The organism is uncultured Treponema sp. (assembly GCF_945873775.1).
Lineage (GTDB): Bacteria > Spirochaetota > Spirochaetia > Treponematales > Treponemataceae > Treponema_D.
The window spans coordinates 46,888-63,970 of the sequence record NZ_CAMCEC010000004.1 but is presented as its reverse complement, the minus strand read 5'-3'; the positions used below and the strand labels follow the sequence as shown (position 1 = coordinate 63,970).

At 41.8% G+C, this 17,083-nt stretch carries 11 protein-coding genes; 3 read left to right on the top strand and 8 right to left on the bottom strand.

The window, feature by feature from the left end; genetic code table 11:
* The first annotated feature begins 7 nt into the window (after nt 1–7).
* Entirely contained in the window at nt 8–1,327 is a 1,320-nt protein-coding gene (locus tag Q0N70_RS03320) for a threonine synthase (protein ID WP_294013852.1), read from the top strand.
* On the opposite strand, the gene Q0N70_RS03315 is transcribed toward Q0N70_RS03320, so the two are convergent.
* Together Q0N70_RS03315 and Q0N70_RS03310 are read right to left on the bottom strand one after the other, a co-directional pair.
* Nucleotides 1,293–4,937: an alpha-amylase family glycosyl hydrolase gene (locus Q0N70_RS03315; protein ID WP_294013850.1), complete on the bottom strand. Its 3,645-nt coding sequence runs from the start codon at nt 4,935–4,937 to the stop codon at nt 1,293–1,295. The two genes, Q0N70_RS03320 and Q0N70_RS03315, sit on opposite strands and share 35 nt — an antisense overlap.
* A 27-nt stretch (nt 4,938–4,964) precedes the next feature.
* Nucleotides 4,965–6,983 carry a 4-alpha-glucanotransferase gene (locus Q0N70_RS03310; RefSeq protein ID WP_294013848.1) on the bottom strand — a complete coding sequence of 673 codons (2,019 nt, stop codon included), beginning with the start codon at nt 6,981–6,983 and terminating at the stop codon, nt 4,965–4,967.
* 175 nt (nt 6,984–7,158) lie between these two features.
* Between Q0N70_RS03310 and Q0N70_RS03305 the strand changes: the two genes are divergently transcribed.
* Together Q0N70_RS03305 and Q0N70_RS03300 are read left to right on the top strand one after the other, a co-directional pair.
* Nucleotides 7,159–7,803: a formate/nitrite transporter family protein gene (locus Q0N70_RS03305; RefSeq protein ID WP_294013845.1), complete on the top strand. Its 645-nt coding sequence runs from the start codon at nt 7,159–7,161 to the stop codon at nt 7,801–7,803.
* Nucleotides 7,804–7,870: 67 nt separating this feature from the next.
* Nucleotides 7,871–8,716: a phosphoribosylaminoimidazolesuccinocarboxamide synthase gene (locus tag Q0N70_RS03300; protein ID WP_294013842.1), complete on the top strand. Its 846-nt coding sequence runs from the start codon at nt 7,871–7,873 to the stop codon at nt 8,714–8,716.
* A gap of 60 nt (nt 8,717–8,776) precedes the next feature.
* Here the strand turns inward: Q0N70_RS03300 and Q0N70_RS03295 are convergent, their stop codons facing one another.
* The 6 genes from Q0N70_RS03295 to Q0N70_RS03270 all read right to left on the bottom strand — a co-directional run bounded on the left by Q0N70_RS03295 (nt 8,777) and on the right by Q0N70_RS03270 (nt 17,035).
* Nucleotides 8,777–8,911, bottom strand: a complete 135-nt coding sequence (locus Q0N70_RS03295; protein ID WP_294013839.1) for a hypothetical protein — start codon at nt 8,909–8,911, stop codon at nt 8,777–8,779.
* Between the two features lie 206 nt (nt 8,912–9,117).
* Nucleotides 9,118–10,719 carry a UDP-N-acetylmuramoyl-L-alanine--D-glutamate ligase gene (gene murD, locus Q0N70_RS03290; RefSeq protein WP_294013836.1) on the bottom strand — a complete coding sequence of 534 codons (1,602 nt, stop codon included), beginning with the start codon at nt 10,717–10,719 and terminating at the stop codon, nt 9,118–9,120.
* A 24-nt stretch (nt 10,720–10,743) separates the two neighbouring features.
* Nucleotides 10,744–11,874 carry a D-alanine--D-alanine ligase family protein gene (locus tag Q0N70_RS03285; protein ID WP_294013834.1) on the bottom strand — a complete coding sequence of 377 codons (1,131 nt, stop codon included), beginning with the start codon at nt 11,872–11,874 and terminating at the stop codon, nt 10,744–10,746.
* Nucleotides 11,871–13,577, bottom strand: a complete 1,707-nt coding sequence (locus Q0N70_RS03280; RefSeq protein WP_294013832.1) for a Mur ligase family protein — start codon at nt 13,575–13,577, stop codon at nt 11,871–11,873. Before Q0N70_RS03280 ends, Q0N70_RS03285 begins: the two co-directional genes overlap by 4 nt.
* 318 nt (nt 13,578–13,895) lie before the next feature.
* The gene (locus Q0N70_RS03275; protein WP_294013830.1) at nt 13,896–15,842 is read right to left on the bottom strand and encodes an S-layer homology domain-containing protein; all 1,947 of its coding nucleotides are present in this window, start codon (nt 15,840–15,842) and stop codon (nt 13,896–13,898) included.
* A gap of 29 nt (nt 15,843–15,871) precedes the next feature.
* Nucleotides 15,872–17,035, bottom strand: coding sequence for a formylglycine-generating enzyme family protein (locus Q0N70_RS03270; RefSeq protein ID WP_294013827.1), 1,164 nt, complete (start codon nt 17,033–17,035; stop codon nt 15,872–15,874).
* Between the last annotated feature and the right edge of the window lie 48 nt (nt 17,036–17,083).

The window sequence follows — 17,083 nt, the reverse complement described above, 5'->3', positions numbered from 1 at the left end:
TACATAAATGAAATTTTTTAGCACACGTGATGCCCGGAATATCGTAGGATTCAAACAGGCAGTTTTGGACTGCATTCCTTCTGATGGCGGACTTTACGTTCCAGACGACACAGACGATTTGCGCCGCTGGATTTATTATACAAACGAAAAAACAACATTCGCTTCTCTTTCAGGCGCGCTCACTTCCGCAATGATAAATGAAGAATTCAGCCCTGTAATATGCGAAGCAATTGCAACTCACGCATTTCCAAAAGATCCAGTTTTTAGGCAGCTGGACAAAAATCTTTTTATTCTTGAGCTTTATCACGGCGCAACTGGAACTTTTAAAGACTTCGGAGTTTCTTATTTAACTTCTGCATTGGAAACGATTCTACAGATGGACGGAAAAAAAGCCATTCTGCTCGATGCGACTACGGGCGAACTTGGAGCGTGCATGGCAAAAGCTATCGACGGAAAAAAACTTCTAAAATCTGTGCTTCTTGCGCCAAAAGGAAAATTGCGCGGAATTGATGAAAAAAGCTTTGTTTGGAACGGCGGAAATATTTATCCAATTGAAATAGACGGAACAGAACAGGACTGCCACAAAATCGTAAGGAAAATTTTTGCAGACAAGCAGCTTGTAAAAAAACTCAGCCTGACAGTGGCAAACACAGCAAACATCGGGCGGCTTTTACCGCAGTCATTTTTCTACACATTCGCATTTTCAAGGCTCAAGGGAATTATAAACGGAGACATTTTTTATGCCGTTCCTGCTGGCAACTACGGAAATCTTGTTTCAGGTCTTTACGGCTGGAGAATGGCACTTCCTGTAAACGGATTCATCGTTCCTTCAACACCGGAACTTACTCTTGATGCCGGCGGAAACTGCATGGTTATGAACAGCATGATTCCTCTTGAAAAACGCACGCCTGCAGATCCAGCTTCGCCTTCAAACATAGAAAGGCTTGAACAGATTTTCAAGGCAAATTCGCTTATGCTTAGAAGCTTTGTTTACCCAGCGGCAGTTTCGGAAAAAGAAGTTGAAGCAGCCTGCAAAAAGCTTTTTATGCAATACAAAGTCTATGCAGACCATGACACAGCGGCAACTTATGCGGCAGTTCTAAAAAGAAGTGATGTTGCCGCGGAAGAAGACGGAGCAATTGTTCTTGTTGCAAGAGACTCGCCTGCGCTTAGCAAAGATTTTCTTATGCACAACTTAGGAGAATCTCCTGCAATGCCGAACAATATCACCGAGGCATTCAAGCCAGTCAAACTTGACAAAGCTCCAATTGCCCCGGACGATATAGATTCAGTTATTTCGATTTTGAACTCTTTGAATCTTTCTTAGTTTTTTTCACAGCTGATTTTTTAGCATCAGTTTTTTCCGCGGAAGATTTTTTTGCTTTTGCCTTCTCTGTTTTTGGAGCTGGCATCTTCACGGGCTTTACGGCTTCTGTAAACTGCTCGCACTTGTATTCAGCAAGTTCCTTTGAAGCAAACAAAGTTCTGTAAAGTCTGAAAATCTGCTCGCGGAGAATTCTTTTGCTTGTCATGCAGTTGGAAGCAAACGCATACCAAAGTGTGGCATCCATTTTTTCCTTGTTGAACCAGCGCACTCCGTTGAATTCATTTGCGCCTGTAAGAACAAATGAATTTTCAGAGTCCACAAGTGATTTCGCCACAGTATATGTTGACTTTACAAATCCAGAAGTTCCAAAGTTCAAGTCGCTTATCTTCATGCTTTCAAAAATGCGGATAAAGTTGTTTCTCATTTCTGAATTGAAGAAACCTGCGCTTTCGATTATTTCAGAAAGTTTGCGGCTGTAGCCCCACTTCTTGCAGTTTTCACCGCCAGCTGAAGCAACTGCTGCAAAGGCACACAGAATTTCCGCGCTAAATTCATTCGACTTGATTCCAGAAGAAATTTCAAGCTCCAAGTTGTTTGGAGAATCTTCATCTTCCGGCGCAGAATAAGCTTCGTATAAATATTCAACGCACTTTTCAAATGCCTTGAATTTCTGATCAAGGTCAAGAGATGATTCAGTTTTCTTTGACTTTGCTTTCTTCTTGGAATTTTCAGATGCAAGTTTTTCTTCTTCAAGCGCAAACTCGCTTTCTTTTTCGTAGTAAGCAAGAGCGGCTTCTTTTGCAGATTTTAGAACTTTTTTGAGCGATGTTGGCTCTTTGTTTTCAAGCTTGAATTCTTTTGAAGAATCGCTAGAGAACAAAGCATGAATATCCTGAATAAATTCTTTTGTGACGAAATTTTTAAGAGCGGCAAACAAATCCTTGTAGCGGAATTCCTGCCATGCAATTTCAAGGTCAGGAACACCAGAACCGTTCAAAAGTTCATTAAGCTTAAAGTATTTTCCATCCGCGCCGTCAACAACCTGCTGCACATCAAGATAAACCTGATATTCAAATCCATTGAGAGCAACAAACATTCCGTTGTTAATCAAATCATCGCTTCTGCGTACAAACCAAAGTCCGCTTCTGTGCTCACGGAAAATTACATAGTGATTGTAACCATAAGTGAATCCCATGCTTTCAGCCAAAGATTTTGAAACCATCACTTTGTCATTTTCGTCAGAGCCGGTTTTTACAGCGTACTCGCACGACTGCTTTATCCAGCCTTGGGCACGTTCATATTTATTGTTATAGAAAACAATTGTGCGCTCGTTGCCTACGACATTTGAGTAAGCAAAAATATTTTCATTTACAGTTCCGTTGTCCCAAACATCATAGAACAAAAAGTTTTCAACAGGCGCAAAAAGATAACGCTTGTGCATGAGAGGGAAAATATCGTGCCAATGGCGGTTCATCAAATCCTGATCAACTTTTTCATCTTTGTAGGCCTTTGTGTATTCCATTCCGTACTTTTCTTCAAAGCCTTCAAGCTGACCGTGTCCGAACATTGGAAGTCCAGGCATTGTAATCATCAGCGTGCAGACACCAAAATATTTGTCGCCCTTTCCGAATTGAGCCACAGCAGTTTCTTCATCCGGGTTGTTCATAAAGTTTACAAAACGCTTTAGAATCTGCGGATCAAATTTTATTGTGTTTTTTACAGTGTCGCGGTACTTTTGATTTTCTTCCTTCTTGAGCATATTCATAAAGGCGGAATTGTAAACACGGTGCATTCCAAGAGTTCGTGTAAAATATCCTTCCATCATCCAGAACGCTTCAGCAAGCAAAAGCGTGTCCGGCATTTCCTGAGCGCAACGGTCAACAACTTCGCGCCAGAATTCATTTGGAATGCGTTTTTCAAATTCCGCGGAAGTCAAAGCATAACGGCTACGGCTTGCAATGTCTCCTCCGTGTCCTGGCTCTGGATACCAAAGGCGGCGGATATGTTTTTTTGCAAGAACCATCGCGGCATCAAATCTGATAATCGGGAAATTCCGGGCAACTTTTAAAATTTGCTGCATAACGGCTTCGCGCGCAACTGGATTCAAAAAGTCAATTTGGGCTGTGTCATTCCAAGGCATTCCAGTTCCGTCGTTTCCGTGGTAAATATAAGTAACGTCTCCTGTCGCATTGTCCACGCGCTTAAAGCAAACTGCGCAGTCGCTTTTTGAATAATAATGGTCTTCAAGGTAAATTGAAACACGACCATCGCGGCTCAAATTTTCTCCATTAAAAGTGTAGCCAGGAAACGGACATTCCTTTGTTGTTATAAAATAATCAGGATGCTCTGTAACCCAAGTTCCGTCCATTCCAGTGTGGTTTGGAACCATGTCGCTTGCAAGACGAATTCCGCGGATCCAGCATCTGTAGCGAAGATTTTCCAAAGCCTGCCATCCGCCAAGATTTCCTGCAATTTCATAGTCAAGCAAAGAATATGCAGAAGCGGCTGCCTCTGGATTTCCGTTTATCTGCTTGATTCTTTTTGAAGCATAACTGCGCTCCCAAAGTCCAATCAGCCAAAGCCCTGTAAATCCTTCATCGCGCAAAGCATCAAGCTCTTCATCTGGAATCTGGTCAAGGCGTGAAATATCGCGGTTGTATTTTTTAGAAAGCTGATAAAGCCATACAAGAACAGTTTTTGCCATCAAAACAACTTTTGGCATCCATTCACGGTCAGGACTGAACCGCTCGTATTCTTTCATCAGATTTTCTTCATCGTAAGTGTAGGCTTCCATGGAAACCTCACCGCCGTTTGTAGGATGCCACGCAGCTTTTTCTTCCTCGGAAATTGTATCGATTCCCTCAAGAAGACGACGAATCCATTCGCCAAGAACATCGCTCCAGTAAGTGCGGATATAATCCAACTGGCCTTTTAAAGAAGTCGGAGAAGCAACAACCGGCTCTTTAAGCATATTTATAAGCGAATTATTTTTAGGACCAAAGACAGGCTGAGTTAAAAAGAACGCCTTAATCTGATTCCAAGTTTTAATGTAGTCAGCATTGGCGGCAAGATTTGAATCGTCAAACAAAATTGCAAACGGATAAAACGCCGGATTTTCATTTGCAAGATGAAGCATCACAAGCTCTTCCAAAACCTGCTCCCGGTTTGAGCGTTCCATTTTTGTGCCGGCATCAATGCAGTTCTGCGCTAAAAATTCTTCCGCGGAAATTTTATTTTTAAACACTTCCACAGGCGGAAATTCTTCCATGAACTGCAAAAGCAATTTGTCAATTTTTACTTGTGAAAAATTTCTGTCCAAATCAGCAAGAAGATTTTTAAAGCAATCAGGAGCTTTGTCTCTTCTATAAATCATGCAAACGTAATGGAAAATTTCATCGATAAGTCCCATTGCGTTCAAAGAGCCTGCGGAAACTTTTTTTTCACTTTGACCGCGTTTGTCAAAAAGCTCATTCAGTTTTGTCTGAAATTTATGCACAGCCTTGAAGTTTGCAAAAACAACATTTCCAGCAGAAGAAAAAAGCGAATCTTCAAAATTGCATTCCTCTCTTACTTTCCGGCTGATGTGAAATTCATTGTAAGAAATCTTCATATTTAACTCCAATAAAAAAGTTTTATTTTATTTGTCGTGCAGCTGAACCACAGTTTTTATCTTGTTCATCAAAGATTTGTTTTCAGACATTTCTTCAATTAAAGCAGGAATTCTATAAGTCCAGTTAAAGCTGTTTACGCTGCCCGGAACATTGATGCGCTCGTCATTTTCATTTTCAAGATAAAAGCAATGCTCAAGGAACAAATAATCCTGAAGCGGATTTATAAGAAGTGAGCTTTCGCATTTTGCAACAGTCTTCAAGATAAATTCTGCAATGTCAGGAGTAAAAGCTGAATTCGCATCAGGACAGTTTTCAGTTTTGCAGGCAGACAAGAACGCTCTTACGCTGTCTTTTTCGGAATTCCACCACTGGCGCAAAGTTGAACTGTCATGCACAGAAGTTGTTGCAACGCTCAAAGATGGATACTGGTCAAACGGAATGTAAGGCTGTCCGTCTTTTTCCCACTCACGGCACCAGCGCACAACTTTAAGCGAAAGAATTTCAAGTTTTTGAAGAACTTCAGGCATAACTTTTAAATTAACGCCCAAATCTTCCGCGCAAGGAATCATGTCAGAAGCATGGACAATCGCGCCCAAAGTAGAAAGAGCCTGCTGCTTCCAAAGCTCGTTTTCTTTTTCTTCTGTCTGGGCAAAAAGATTTTTCAGTTTTTCCTGCTCATCCCAGCTTAAAGTTTTCCAGGCTGAAGATTTTTCAAACGTAAAGACTTTTATGAATCTGTCTTTTTTAATTTGAATCAATGAACGGTCGCGCCATTTTTCAGCAAGCGCATTTTTCACTGCGGAATCCTTGCGCTCATCATCGCAGAACTTCTTGGAATAAATTTCCTTGTCGCCAGAAATTTCTTTTTTAAAGTTCCAAAGCTCCTCGTTGTTCACACGGTCGCAAACTTGCTCAAGGAACGCAACAGCTTCGTCATGGTTCCAAGTTATCTCTTCAATAAGCCCGGTCGGAATATGTGGCTCAGAAATCCATTTGATTCTGTCGTCAGAAAATCCCAAGTCGTTCAAGGCTTTTCTTGAAAAATCAGAATATGGAACTGTGTGTCCAAGATAAGCGGTTGTTTCAGATTCTTTTGCAGCCCAAATTCTAAAAAAGCCCAAAACATGGTCGATTCGGAATGCGTCATAATATTGAGAAGAAACTTTTATTCTGTCTTTCCACCAAGCAAATCCGTCTGCTTCAAGACGCTCCCAGTCATAAGTTGGAAATCCCCAGTTTTGTCCAAGCGGATTTTCTCCATCTGGCGGAGAACCAGCGCGCAAGTCCTGTCTAAAGAATTCAGGGTAAGTCCAGCAGTCAACGCTGTCTTCGTTCATCAAAATCGGAATGTCGCCTTTTAAAATTATTCCTTTTGAGCGAAGATATTCCGCGCTTTCTTTAAACTGCTCGCTTGCCCGCATCTGGCACCAGACAAAAAAATTGTGGCTGGATTTTTTTGCCTTATTGTTCCATTTGAGCATGATTTTTTCGCGGCTTATATTGCGCACCTGCTCATCCCAGCTTTTCCAGGAAGCCTGCATATTTTCGTCTTTTATATTTTTGAAAACCGCATAAGGAATAATCCAGTTGTTTGCGCGGATAAACTTTTCCATTTGCGCCGGAAGTTTCTGCATAGATTCGTTTTCTGATTTTGCAGAAGTTTTTTCTATATAATTGTACAAAAGATGCAAGAGCTGATTTTTTTCATTTACAACAGCGTCATAGTCAAACCGCCGCTTGTATGTAAAATTCTTTTCAAAATTCTTGTACGCCGAAGCAAACTGCTTGCTTCCCTTTAGAGCCGCTTCAAATTCCGGCAGCGCATTAATTCTTATAAAAAGCGGATGAAGCGCAAACGCAGAAAGCCCCGAATAAGGCGAAGACTGAGTTCCCGTATCATTTACAGGAAGAAGCTGAACAACAGAAAATCCCGCCTTTTCACAGAAGTCAGCAAGATTTTTCAACGCAAGAAAATCTCCGCAGGCAGCGCAGTCTTTTGTATACAACGCCGAAAGCGGAACTACAACACCGGTTCTTTTTTTCATAATTTAAACCTATTTCAATAATTCTGGCAAAAACAAATCATCCTTACAGACGAAAACATTTGAAACTATCTAAGTATATCATACAATAAAAAATTTACAATTTATTTTACGCAAGAAAAGAATTTTATTATATTCCGCTAAAGACAAAAATCACAAAAAAAAGTAGAATCGGCGCATGGAAAATTCAATAAAATCAAAACTGCTTAATATCATCTTGCGCTCATTTATGACTGGAATCGCAATCGGAATCGGCGCAACAGCATTTCTTTCGTGCGAAAGCAAAATCTCAGGCGCATTTTTATTCGGAACTGGACTTTTTATAATCCTGAACTTCGGATTTTATCTTTACACTGGAAAAGTCGGCTACATTGTTGAAAAAAAGCCTTCGTATATTGCAGAAGTCGCGCTAATCTGGCTTGGAAACTTTGCAGGAACATTTGTTTTCGCTTTCCTCATTCTTTGCACAAGAACAAGCTCAATGGCACAAAAGGCAGCCGCAATGTGCGCGGTAAAATCAGCAGACACGCCTTTAAGCCTTCTTGTTTTGTCTTTTTTCTGCGGAATCCTCATGTTCATTGCCGCGGACGGATTCAAGACAATTGAAAATCCAGTTGGAAAAGTTCTGGCAATTTTTCTTCCTGTAATGGCGTTCATTCTAAGCGGATTTGAACACAGCATCGCCGATATGTTTTATTTTTCAGTTTCCCGCACTTGGACAGCGCACAACTTTTTCTGCCTGATTATAATGACAATAGGAAACGCGTTTGGAGGAATGCTAGTTCCGCTCGTAAAGAAAGGATTTTTGCAAAACTCAAACTAACTTGAATTCAAATCAACAAAAGATTTATAATAAAAGCATTCTATAGAATAAAGCCAAGAGGTTCGACATGAAAAAATATGCTAGCGGAAAAGTCCGAGAAGTTTACGATTTGGAAGATGGAAGAATGGTCATTGTTACAACAGACCGAATCAGCGCATTTGATGTGATTCTTCCAACTATGATTACAGACAAAGGCAAGGTTTTGAACGCTCTTGCGAATTTCTGGTTTGACTACACAAAAGACATTGTAAAAAACCACATGATTTCTTCAAATTTAAAAGATATGCCGGCTGAATTCCAGAAGCCTGAATTTGAAGGAAGAACAATTCTTGTAAAAAAACTTAAGATGATTCCTTACGAAGTGATTGTACGCGGATATATGTTCGGTTCAATGTACGAAGCCTACAAAAAAGGCGAGCCGTTCCTTGGCCACAAGTTTGAAAAAGAATACCAGCAGGCAGAAAAACTTGACGAGCCGATTGTAACTCCTTCCACAAAAGCGGCGGAAGGACACGACATAAACGTAACTTTGGATTACATGAAAAAAGACTTAGGCGAAGAGCTTGGAACAAAGATTGAAAAAGCTGCCCTTGCAATCTACAAGAAATGCTACGAGCACGCATACAAGAACGGAATTATAATCGCTGATACAAAATTTGAATTCGGCTTGGACGAAAACGGCGAGCTTGTTCTTGGAGATGAAGTTTTAACTCCAGATTCAAGCCGCTTCTGGGATTTAAGCAAATACAAGGTTGGCGGAAGCCCAGCTTCTTACGACAAGCAGTTTATCCGCGACTGGCTGAAGGAAAACAACCTTGCAGGCGACCCGAACATCAAGGAAATTCCTGCAGACGTTGTTGCTAAGACAAGCGCAATCTACAAGGAATGTGAAGAAAAGATTTGTCATAAATAATTTTCGAGCAGAATAAATGTAAATCCCGCATTAAGCGCGGGATTTTTTATTTTGGATTTATCAAAATCCTAAAAAACGGCTTGCTAGTTTCTTAAGCAGACCGTTTTCTCCTGCCAACTCTTCTGCTGTCATCCCATGGAAATCAATTCTGTCCAGTAACTGGTCGATGACATCATTCTCTTTTGTTTTAGTCAATATTGTACTCCTCTCCTTAACCAGACATGCTTTATCTAATTCTGAAGGAATACTTCCTAAGACCTGAAGTGAGTATTCCTAAAGCCCTAAGTGAATATTCCTAAGCCCCTGAGTGAGTATTCCTAAGGGTCTTAGAAAGTATCTCTACGGCTCTTAGGAAATATTACTTAGCCTCTTAGAAAGTATTCCTCCAGTTTTTAATAGTTTTATTCCTGAAATATTGACTTTACAAGGGATTTAAACTTGTCGCCGCGGTCAAATTCGTTTAAGAACATTCCAAATGAAGTTGCGCCCGGAGAAAAGACTACTGGCAGCCAGGTGTCCGAAAAAACTTCGCCATAGTTTCGGCTTGCGTTTTCAGACATAAGGCAGGTTTTAAGAACATCAAGAAGAATCTGCAAAGAATCGAACGGGCCTTCATATTTTACACCGCGCTCATCAAGCATGGAAACAAGTTTGTCTGTTCCACTGCCGGAAAGCAAATAGATTTCGTAAGGCGGAAACTTTGTGTTGTTTTCAGGATCAAGGCATCTTGCAAGCGGAAGAAAGTCCAGACCTTTATCTGTTCCGCCAGCAATAAGAACAACACGCTGATCAAATGACTGGCTTGCCGCCGCGCACGCTTCTGGAACTGTTGAGCAGCTGTCATTGTAAAAGATAACCTTGCGTCCGTCGGAAGGGCTTTTCCAGTCGTAGAACTTTTCAAGGCGGTGAGGAATTCCTTTCCACTGTCCCATCACGGTGCAAATTTGAGCCGGAGCAACTCCCATAAGATACATTGCAAGACTGGCATTCAAAACGTTTGCTCTCATGTGCTCGCCCGGAACTTGCAGACTTTCCATTACAACTTCTTCAAGAACAATCTTTTCCTTTAAGCTAGGCTTTACAAATTCTGAAGGAACACGAGCAACGCCTTTATAGGAAGAACCGCTTTTTTCCAAGTAAGCTCCAAAAACACCTTTTGGCAAAAGAGCCTTGCTGTATCTAAGAACTTTGGCTTTTGTCTCGCTTGCAAATAAATCGCCCCAGCAACGGCAGCCTCTTTTTGGACAAGCAGTTTCTTTAAGGTAGTTGTCTTCATCAAAGTCAAGGATTGTAAAATCGTTTTTATCTTGGTCAACAAAAATCAGTTTTTTGTCTTCCACGTAGCTGTCCATGTCGCCGTACCAGTTCTGGTGGTCTGGAACAATCTTTGTGATTATAGAAATTTTTGGCTTTAAAAGTTTTCTTCCGCGCAAATCCGCAAGCTGCCAGCTAGAAAGTTCAAGCACAACAGGAGTAGTTCCGTCTGTTTTTTCAAGAAACGAAAGCGGGCTTACAGTAATGTTTCCGCCTAAGAAGCACTTAAAGCCAGCCTGATTCAGTCCGTAGGAAAGCGCGCTAACTGTGCTGGATTTTCCCTTGCTTCCTGTAACTGCAATTATAGGAGCTTTTGTAAAGCGCAAAAAAATGCTGATGTCCGTTTCAATTGATTTTGCAGCTGCAAGAAATTTATTGCCTTCAATTTTTACGCCGGGATTTTTTATAACGCAGTCTGCATTGGAAAAATCTTCAATATTATGTCCGCCTAATACAAAGCGAAGCCTGGACTTGTCAAGAAACCTGTCTTTTGCAAGAGATTCAAGTGTGGGCGCAAGCTGTTCAGCAGTCTTCATGTCGGTAACGGTAACAAAAGCTCCATGCCTTAAAAAAAAGCGGACGCAAGCTTCCCCGCCGCCGTTAAGACCAAGCCCCATTATGGTAATTTTTTTGCCCTTTATTTCATCAAGCGAATTAAAATAACATCCATGCGGATAAATATGCGGCATTTTTCTCCTCCCAATTTTACTTTTTTATCTTGAAGTGCAAAGGCTCTGTTTTGCCTTGAAACTTTCAATTCCTTCTTCAAGAAGATAATCAATAAGTTCAGAATATTCCAAGCCGTCCGCAGCGCACATCTTTGGGAACATACTGATTTTTGTAAAGCCAGGAATTGTATTTATTTCGTTCAGGTAAATTTCGCCAGTCTTGCGGTCTACAAAAAAATCCACGCGGCTCAAGCCAGATGCGTTTATTGCAGAATACGCTTTTTTTGCAGTTTCCCTTATAAACTCAAGCTTGTCATCTGAAAGAAGAGCGGGAATTTTTAGTTCTGCACCATCCGGATCATTGTATTTTGCATCGTAGTCATAAAAATCATGCTTTGGAACGATTTCACCAGGACCGTAAGCCTTTAAAAGCGTGCAGTCAGTTTCCGAAGTCGCCGTTACAGAGTTTCCTGTTACAGAGCATTCAACTTCACGCGCGTCAATCGCCTTTTCAATAAGAACTTTGTTATCCCAGCTGAATGCTTCCATGAGCGCAAACGAAAGCTCTTTTTTATTCCGGGCAAGGCTTGCTCCGTCACTTGAACCTGCGGCGCACGGCTTTACAAAAAGCGGAAATTCAAGTTTTTCAACCGCCTCTTCAATCAGCTTGTCGTAAAGAGAACTTGAATTTATCTGGCTTCTTGAAAGGCACATATACGGAACAACAGGAATTCCTGCGTTCTTTAAAAGAATTTTTGTAGTTTCCTTGTCCATTGCCACGCTTGAAGCCAAAACACCGCAGCCAACAAAAGGAACGCCAGCCATTTCAAACACGCCCTGAACAGTTCCGTCCTCGCCGTAAGTTCCATGCAGAACAGGAAACACAACATCGCACGGAATATAATTTCCGCAGGCAAAAAACACATTGTCTTTTCCGCGCCCGAACGAAACTTTTACTTCGCGGCTTTCATCTTCATGCACACAAAGAGCGGCTTCCGGGTTGTTTCTTACTTCCTCAAAAACTGAATTGTCCTCAAGATACCATTTTCCGCCTTTGGAAATTGAAATGAGAGAAACGTTGTGCTTTGCGCTGATATTTCTGATTACAGATGCGCATGACAAAAGTGAAATTTCATGCTCGCCGGATTTTCCACCGTATATTAAAACTACATTCATTTTGCAAACCTCATTTCTTTTAAAGCTTTCTTTGCTTCTGAAATTTCATCGTACTTTATAGCATTGTCGGCGTAAATTATAGAATTTTCATGGCTTTTTCCAAGAAGAAGCACAATGTCGTTTTCCTTTGCCATGCTGAACGCTTTTCTGATTGCCTGCGGACGGTCTGGAACAAGGAACAAATCCAAGTTGTCTTTTTTGCCTTCTTTTCTTGCGCCCAAAGCAATCTGTTCAATAATCGCCATTCTGTCTTCCTTGCGCGGATCTTCATCTGTAAGAATAACAGTGTCGCAGAAGCGGGCGGCAATTTCACCTTGAAGAGGACGCTTTGTTGTGTCGCGTTCACCGCCAGAGCCGAACACGCAAATCATCTTGCCCATGGAGCGGTTTTTTACAGGCGGAAAAATTGTCTCAAAACTCGAAGGCGTATGGGCATAGTCCACAATCACTTCAAAAGGCTGACCTTCATCAATTACAGTCATGCGGCCTTTTACGCTTGTAAGTTTTTGCGCGCACAAAGCAAGTTTTTCTATTGAAATGCCGGTTGTTCCGTGCACAGCCAAAATCGCGGCGGTTATATTGTACGCATTGAATGCTCCCGGAACAGAAGCCTTTACATGGACAACAGAATTTTCGTTGTTGAGTGAATCGTGGGTTTCAAAACGGTGAATGCTAAACGCAAGCCCGAATCTTGCCGAAGCTATATTTCTACACGAAAAGTACGGCATGTCTTTTGGAATTTCTGGAAGCGGAGGAGATGAAAGCCCCAAAGCAGCCTGCTTGCCTGCCTTTCCTTCCGTAGTGAATCCTATAGTTTTGTGCTTGGTGCAGGAAGCAAAATAAGATGCCGCAGGATCTTCCAAGTTCACAACGCCAAACGCAGGAACTTTTGTTGCAACACCGGCAATTGTTTTTTCGTGATTATGCAAATCCAATGCGCGGAACAAATTTGCTTTATCGCTTTTGTACTGCTCGTAAGTCCCGTGGAATTCCAGATGCTCAAGCGTAACATTCATAAAAACAGCACAGTCAAAAAGAACATCGCCAAGCCTGTTTAGTTTTTTACTCAAGCCGTGGCTGGAAGATTCTACAACAGCGTGAGTGCATCCGTTGCAAACCATCTCGTAAAGCTCGCGCTGAACAATAGGAGATTCCGGGGTTGTCTGGTGCTGCGGATTATCTATGGCGTCTCCTCCAAGCGAATACTGAACTGTGGAAATAAAGCCCGCCATGATTCCGTTCAGGCGCAAGAACTGCCATATAAACGAAACTGTGGAAGACTTACCTTCCGTTCCTGTAACTCCGTAGACAACAAGTTTTGAAGAAGGATTGTCATAAAAGCACGAGCTTACAGGCGACATTGCAAACCGGGCAGAAGGAACTTTTACAAACACAACATTTTTTGAAGAGGATGCCAAAGCCGCCTTGATTTGCGACTGCTCTTCCTGCGTGATTTCATCCTGAAAAACAACTGCGCCAGCCCCGCAAGAAACAGCCTGTGCTATAAACTTGTTGCCAGTTGTATGAGTTCCGGGCAAAGCAAAAAACAAATAGTTTTCTTTTACATCCCGGCTGTCAAAAGCAAGACCTTCTATGCAAATATCTGTATTCTTTGGGGAAGAAATTCCGTCTTCCGCCACAATCTTATAATCAGTATCTTCCGAGCCAAGCGACTTCAAAAGCGCGCACAAATTCTTTTTCATAATGCGCCATTCTACCACTTTAAAAAGAAATGCACAATGAAAAGAAAGATTGCAGGGGATTATCTAGTCAAGCTAGATAATGACAAAAGGCAAGCAAGGCAATGACAAAGGGCAACTCCGGCAATGACAAAAAGCTAGTCTGGCATGGCAATGATAGACTGTTATTTGTCATTCCCTTGCTTGACAAGGGAATCCATGCAGGATTTCTGTACATTCCATTTTATCACACAAATTCATTATGCTGATACACTCTGCGTCATTCTAATGGCGCACACCACATCATTAGAATGATACACATACTCTCATTATGCTTGCAAACTAATCCGCCTTTACTGCAAAAAAGTTGATTTTCTTCACATAAAGCCGATCGTTTGTGTATGGGTCGAGTATTGCAAATCTTTCCAATATTGAAGCTGCGGCCGGAACTTCTGGCATAGCAACAGGCCGCCAAAAGCGTTCATAATTTCGGTATTCAAGCAAAGTTGGGACACCACAGTTTTGTGCCTGAAAGTCATTTGTAGAATTAGAGAATCCGAGCTTGTCAGTATTTGACGGACCGCTCTGATACCAGCCGATATTCGGCGCGTCAAGGCTGTTGTTTGCTATTGCCAAAGCCTGCTCAATAGTCAATGTTTCTTCTGGTGAAAATTTTGTGTTGCTTGAGCCTTCAACAAGACCAAGAGCGTCCATAAAAGCCGCCGCTTCTTTTGCCCAGTCTGCAATCTCTGCATTGTCTGAATACCGAGCGAGCTTTGACTCATAAGGCGTGTAGCGGACATTTTTATTCTTTTTTGCGTACATCAAAGCCTGATAAAAGAAAGTTGCAAGCTGCTGGCGGTCAACTATGCCATCCAGATTAAATTTCCCGTCCGAAGCTCCGCCGTAAATTCCAGCCCCAGCCGCTTTTAGAGCGTATTTATTTTTTGTGTCGGAATATGTCTTTGATTTTGCAGATGAAACTGACTTGCCCGAAAGTTTTTCCGCAAGAGTTACCGCAATTGCGCTGGCCTGCAATCGTGTAAGAGGCTTTGTAAAGTCATCGCCTAGAACAGATTCGTCCACCAATCCGTTTCGTGCCGCCCAGTAAACTCCGTCTTGAGCATTTTCGCTTATCTTTGCTTTTACGTCCTTGCTTTTTGAAACTGCAAAAGACCACGGATTTAAATTGACTTTTGTTGAAACATCCAAAGCCATTTCGTAGTTTGTGCCGCCTTTTTTCCAGCTGTCCTTCTTCTGCTCCATGTACATATTGTATGCCGCTCTAACTTCCGGGGAATCCTTGTGGCCTGTGTTATAACGGAAATACTCGTATGTAAAATCAGACAAGTCAGAATCGCGCTTGTTAATGCCGCACCATCTGCATGAAATATAGTAGACTTTTTCTCCCTGCTTGTTTGTGCCTGCAAAGTTCTTGTCGGAAATGTCAAACCTTGCAAAGTCGTGGACAGGAGACTTAGGCACACCGTCCGAGAAAGTGTGCTTTGGATTGTACTCGCACTTTCCGCACCATTTGCAAGAATAATACCACTCGTTTGGCTGTTGGCAAGTCATGTGCTGCTTCATGCGGCTTGCAGTATATGCTTTTCCAGTATAGACGTGCCCCGGACACCATTCTCTTGCGGCAGAGTCCCCTTTTTTGAACGCCTCGTACACATCTCCAGAATAAACTTTCACAAAATATACAGGCGACAAAGGCTTTGAACTGTAGCTTAAAAGACCTTTTGGCAATTCGCTTTCAGGCACATAAATAGTGCAAGAGCCGTTCATCATGCCGCTGTCAAACCATAATCTATCTTTGTATTTTATAAAGTCGCCTTTAGTTCCTGCCCGATATTCCTCTTCAACAAACTCATCCTGCAACTCATCTATGAAAGCCCAGGCGTCAACTTGGGGACTAAGCCAAACCTCTCTGACATTTCTAAGGCAGTCATATCTCCCATTATATATCTGATGCAAATAGCTGGCAGTAGCTGAAGGATAATCAACAAGCAACCTTGTGATATAAAGGGAGTCATCTTTCCACAGTTTTGATTCATAGAAGCTATCGCCAAGGTCATCGTATTCCTCGATAGGAGTCAAAACCATTTCACGCTCGTTCGTCTTCCACCATAAGGAATCAGCCTGCTTTTCGCTGTAGATTTGATTTTCTGTAACTTCTTTAACTGCTTCATTTATATATGTAGAAATATCTTTTGCTGAAGCAACGCTTGCAAAAAAGCCCATAATCAAAGTTGAAAGCGTTGCAATTTTCAAAGTCTTTTTCATGTAAATCTCCTTAGAACAGAGTAAATCAGCTATTTTTTAATAGATTTTTGAAGTTCTTTAACTTGAGAAAGTTCAAGCCCCATTATCTTTGCAACTTTTTTCGGAGGAATGCCATCTAAAAGAAATTTTTTTGCCATATCCAATGTTGCTTCTTCCATAGATCTTCTGGATTGTACTCTTCTTTCTTGATATTCCTCTTGAGTTTTACTCTCTGCTTCTTTTTGATTTGCTACCTGCTTTTTATGCTCTTGGGGAACTGTGCTTGTTGTGTCTGTGCGCACTACACGGAATCCAAAGCAGGCGGTTGCGTATTTATATGGCAAGCAATAGTCTTTGTCGAGAACATAAAACTGTTCAGGAACTGTCCAGCTAGGATTCGTGCTCTTCCAAGTTATAATACCATCCTTCCCATTCCCAACATGCCAGTATCTTCCATTTTTAACGCCCCAGTAACCGCCGTGCAAACCGCTGACATAATCACCCTCGTTTTCCCAGCACCATTCCTCTACGTTGCCGCTCATGTCATAAAGTCCAAAAGCATTAGGCTTCTTCTTTTTTACTTCGTGCGTCTTGTTGCGGCTGTTGCGAATGTACCAGGCGTAATCATCAAGTTTTGACTCATCGTCCGTTCCGCTGTAAACATCTTTGCCTAAAGAATTTCCTGCGCTTGCGGCATATTCCCATTCCAGATTCGTTGGCAGGCGATAGCCGTTCGCGTTCCAGTCGCATTCAACTTCAAACCACGTCGATTGGTTAAAAATGTAACCTTCTTTTCTGATTGTCATTGTGGGCTTTATGCCCCATTTGCTTGTGTCCGCTGTAGGCTCTATTCCCCACTTGCTCGTGTCTGTACTGTCATTGGCTCTGTAGCATGGTGTGAGTCCTTCTTTTATGGAACGCTTGTTGCAGTATTCAATCGCGTCAAACCAGCTTACACGCTCTACAGGGCGGTTTTCCTGAACCTCGCCTTTGTCCGGGTTGTTTTTGAATTTGCTTGGGTTTGTTCCCATTATGTCCTGATATTCCTTTTGCGTTACCTCGTGGTCGCACATATAGAAAGCCCTTTCAAGGGTAACAGCCGAAATTCTCACAAAATCAGAACCAGTGTTTTGTGAATATCCGTTTTCTGCAAACATAAGCGACATAGCCGCAAACACGGCAAAAAGTTTTAATTGTTTTATTGTTGCTTTCATAATGCGCTATTTTATCACCTAAAAACGAAATGCACAATGAAAAGAAAG

Bases quoted from the DNA above. Each gene is read 5' to 3' on its own strand.
- Q0N70_RS03300 (WP_294013842.1), top strand. From the start codon at position 7,871: ATGAAAAAATATGCTAGCGGAAAAGTCCGAGAAGTTTACGATTTGGAA.
- Q0N70_RS03280 (WP_294013832.1), bottom strand. From the start codon at position 13,577: ATGAAAAAGAATTTGTGCGCGCTTTTGAAGTCGCTTGGCTCGGAAGAT.
- Q0N70_RS03270 (WP_294013827.1), bottom strand. From the start codon at position 17,035: ATGAAAGCAACAATAAAACAATTAAAACTTTTTGCCGTGTTTGCGGCT.
- Q0N70_RS03285 (WP_294013834.1), bottom strand. From the start codon at position 11,874: ATGAATGTAGTTTTAATATACGGTGGAAAATCCGGCGAGCATGAAATT.
- Q0N70_RS03320 (WP_294013852.1), top strand. From the start codon at position 8: ATGAAATTTTTTAGCACACGTGATGCCCGGAATATCGTAGGATTCAAA.
- Q0N70_RS03275 (WP_294013830.1), bottom strand. From the start codon at position 15,842: ATGAAAAAGACTTTGAAAATTGCAACGCTTTCAACTTTGATTATGGGC.
- murD (WP_294013836.1), bottom strand. From the start codon at position 10,719: ATGCCGCATATTTATCCGCATGGATGTTATTTTAATTCGCTTGATGAA.
- Q0N70_RS03310 (WP_294013848.1), bottom strand. From the start codon at position 6,983: ATGAAAAAAAGAACCGGTGTTGTAGTTCCGCTTTCGGCGTTGTATACA.
- Q0N70_RS03305 (WP_294013845.1), top strand. From the start codon at position 7,159: ATGGAAAATTCAATAAAATCAAAACTGCTTAATATCATCTTGCGCTCA.
- Q0N70_RS03315 (WP_294013850.1), bottom strand. From the start codon at position 4,937: ATGAAGATTTCTTACAATGAATTTCACATCAGCCGGAAAGTAAGAGAG.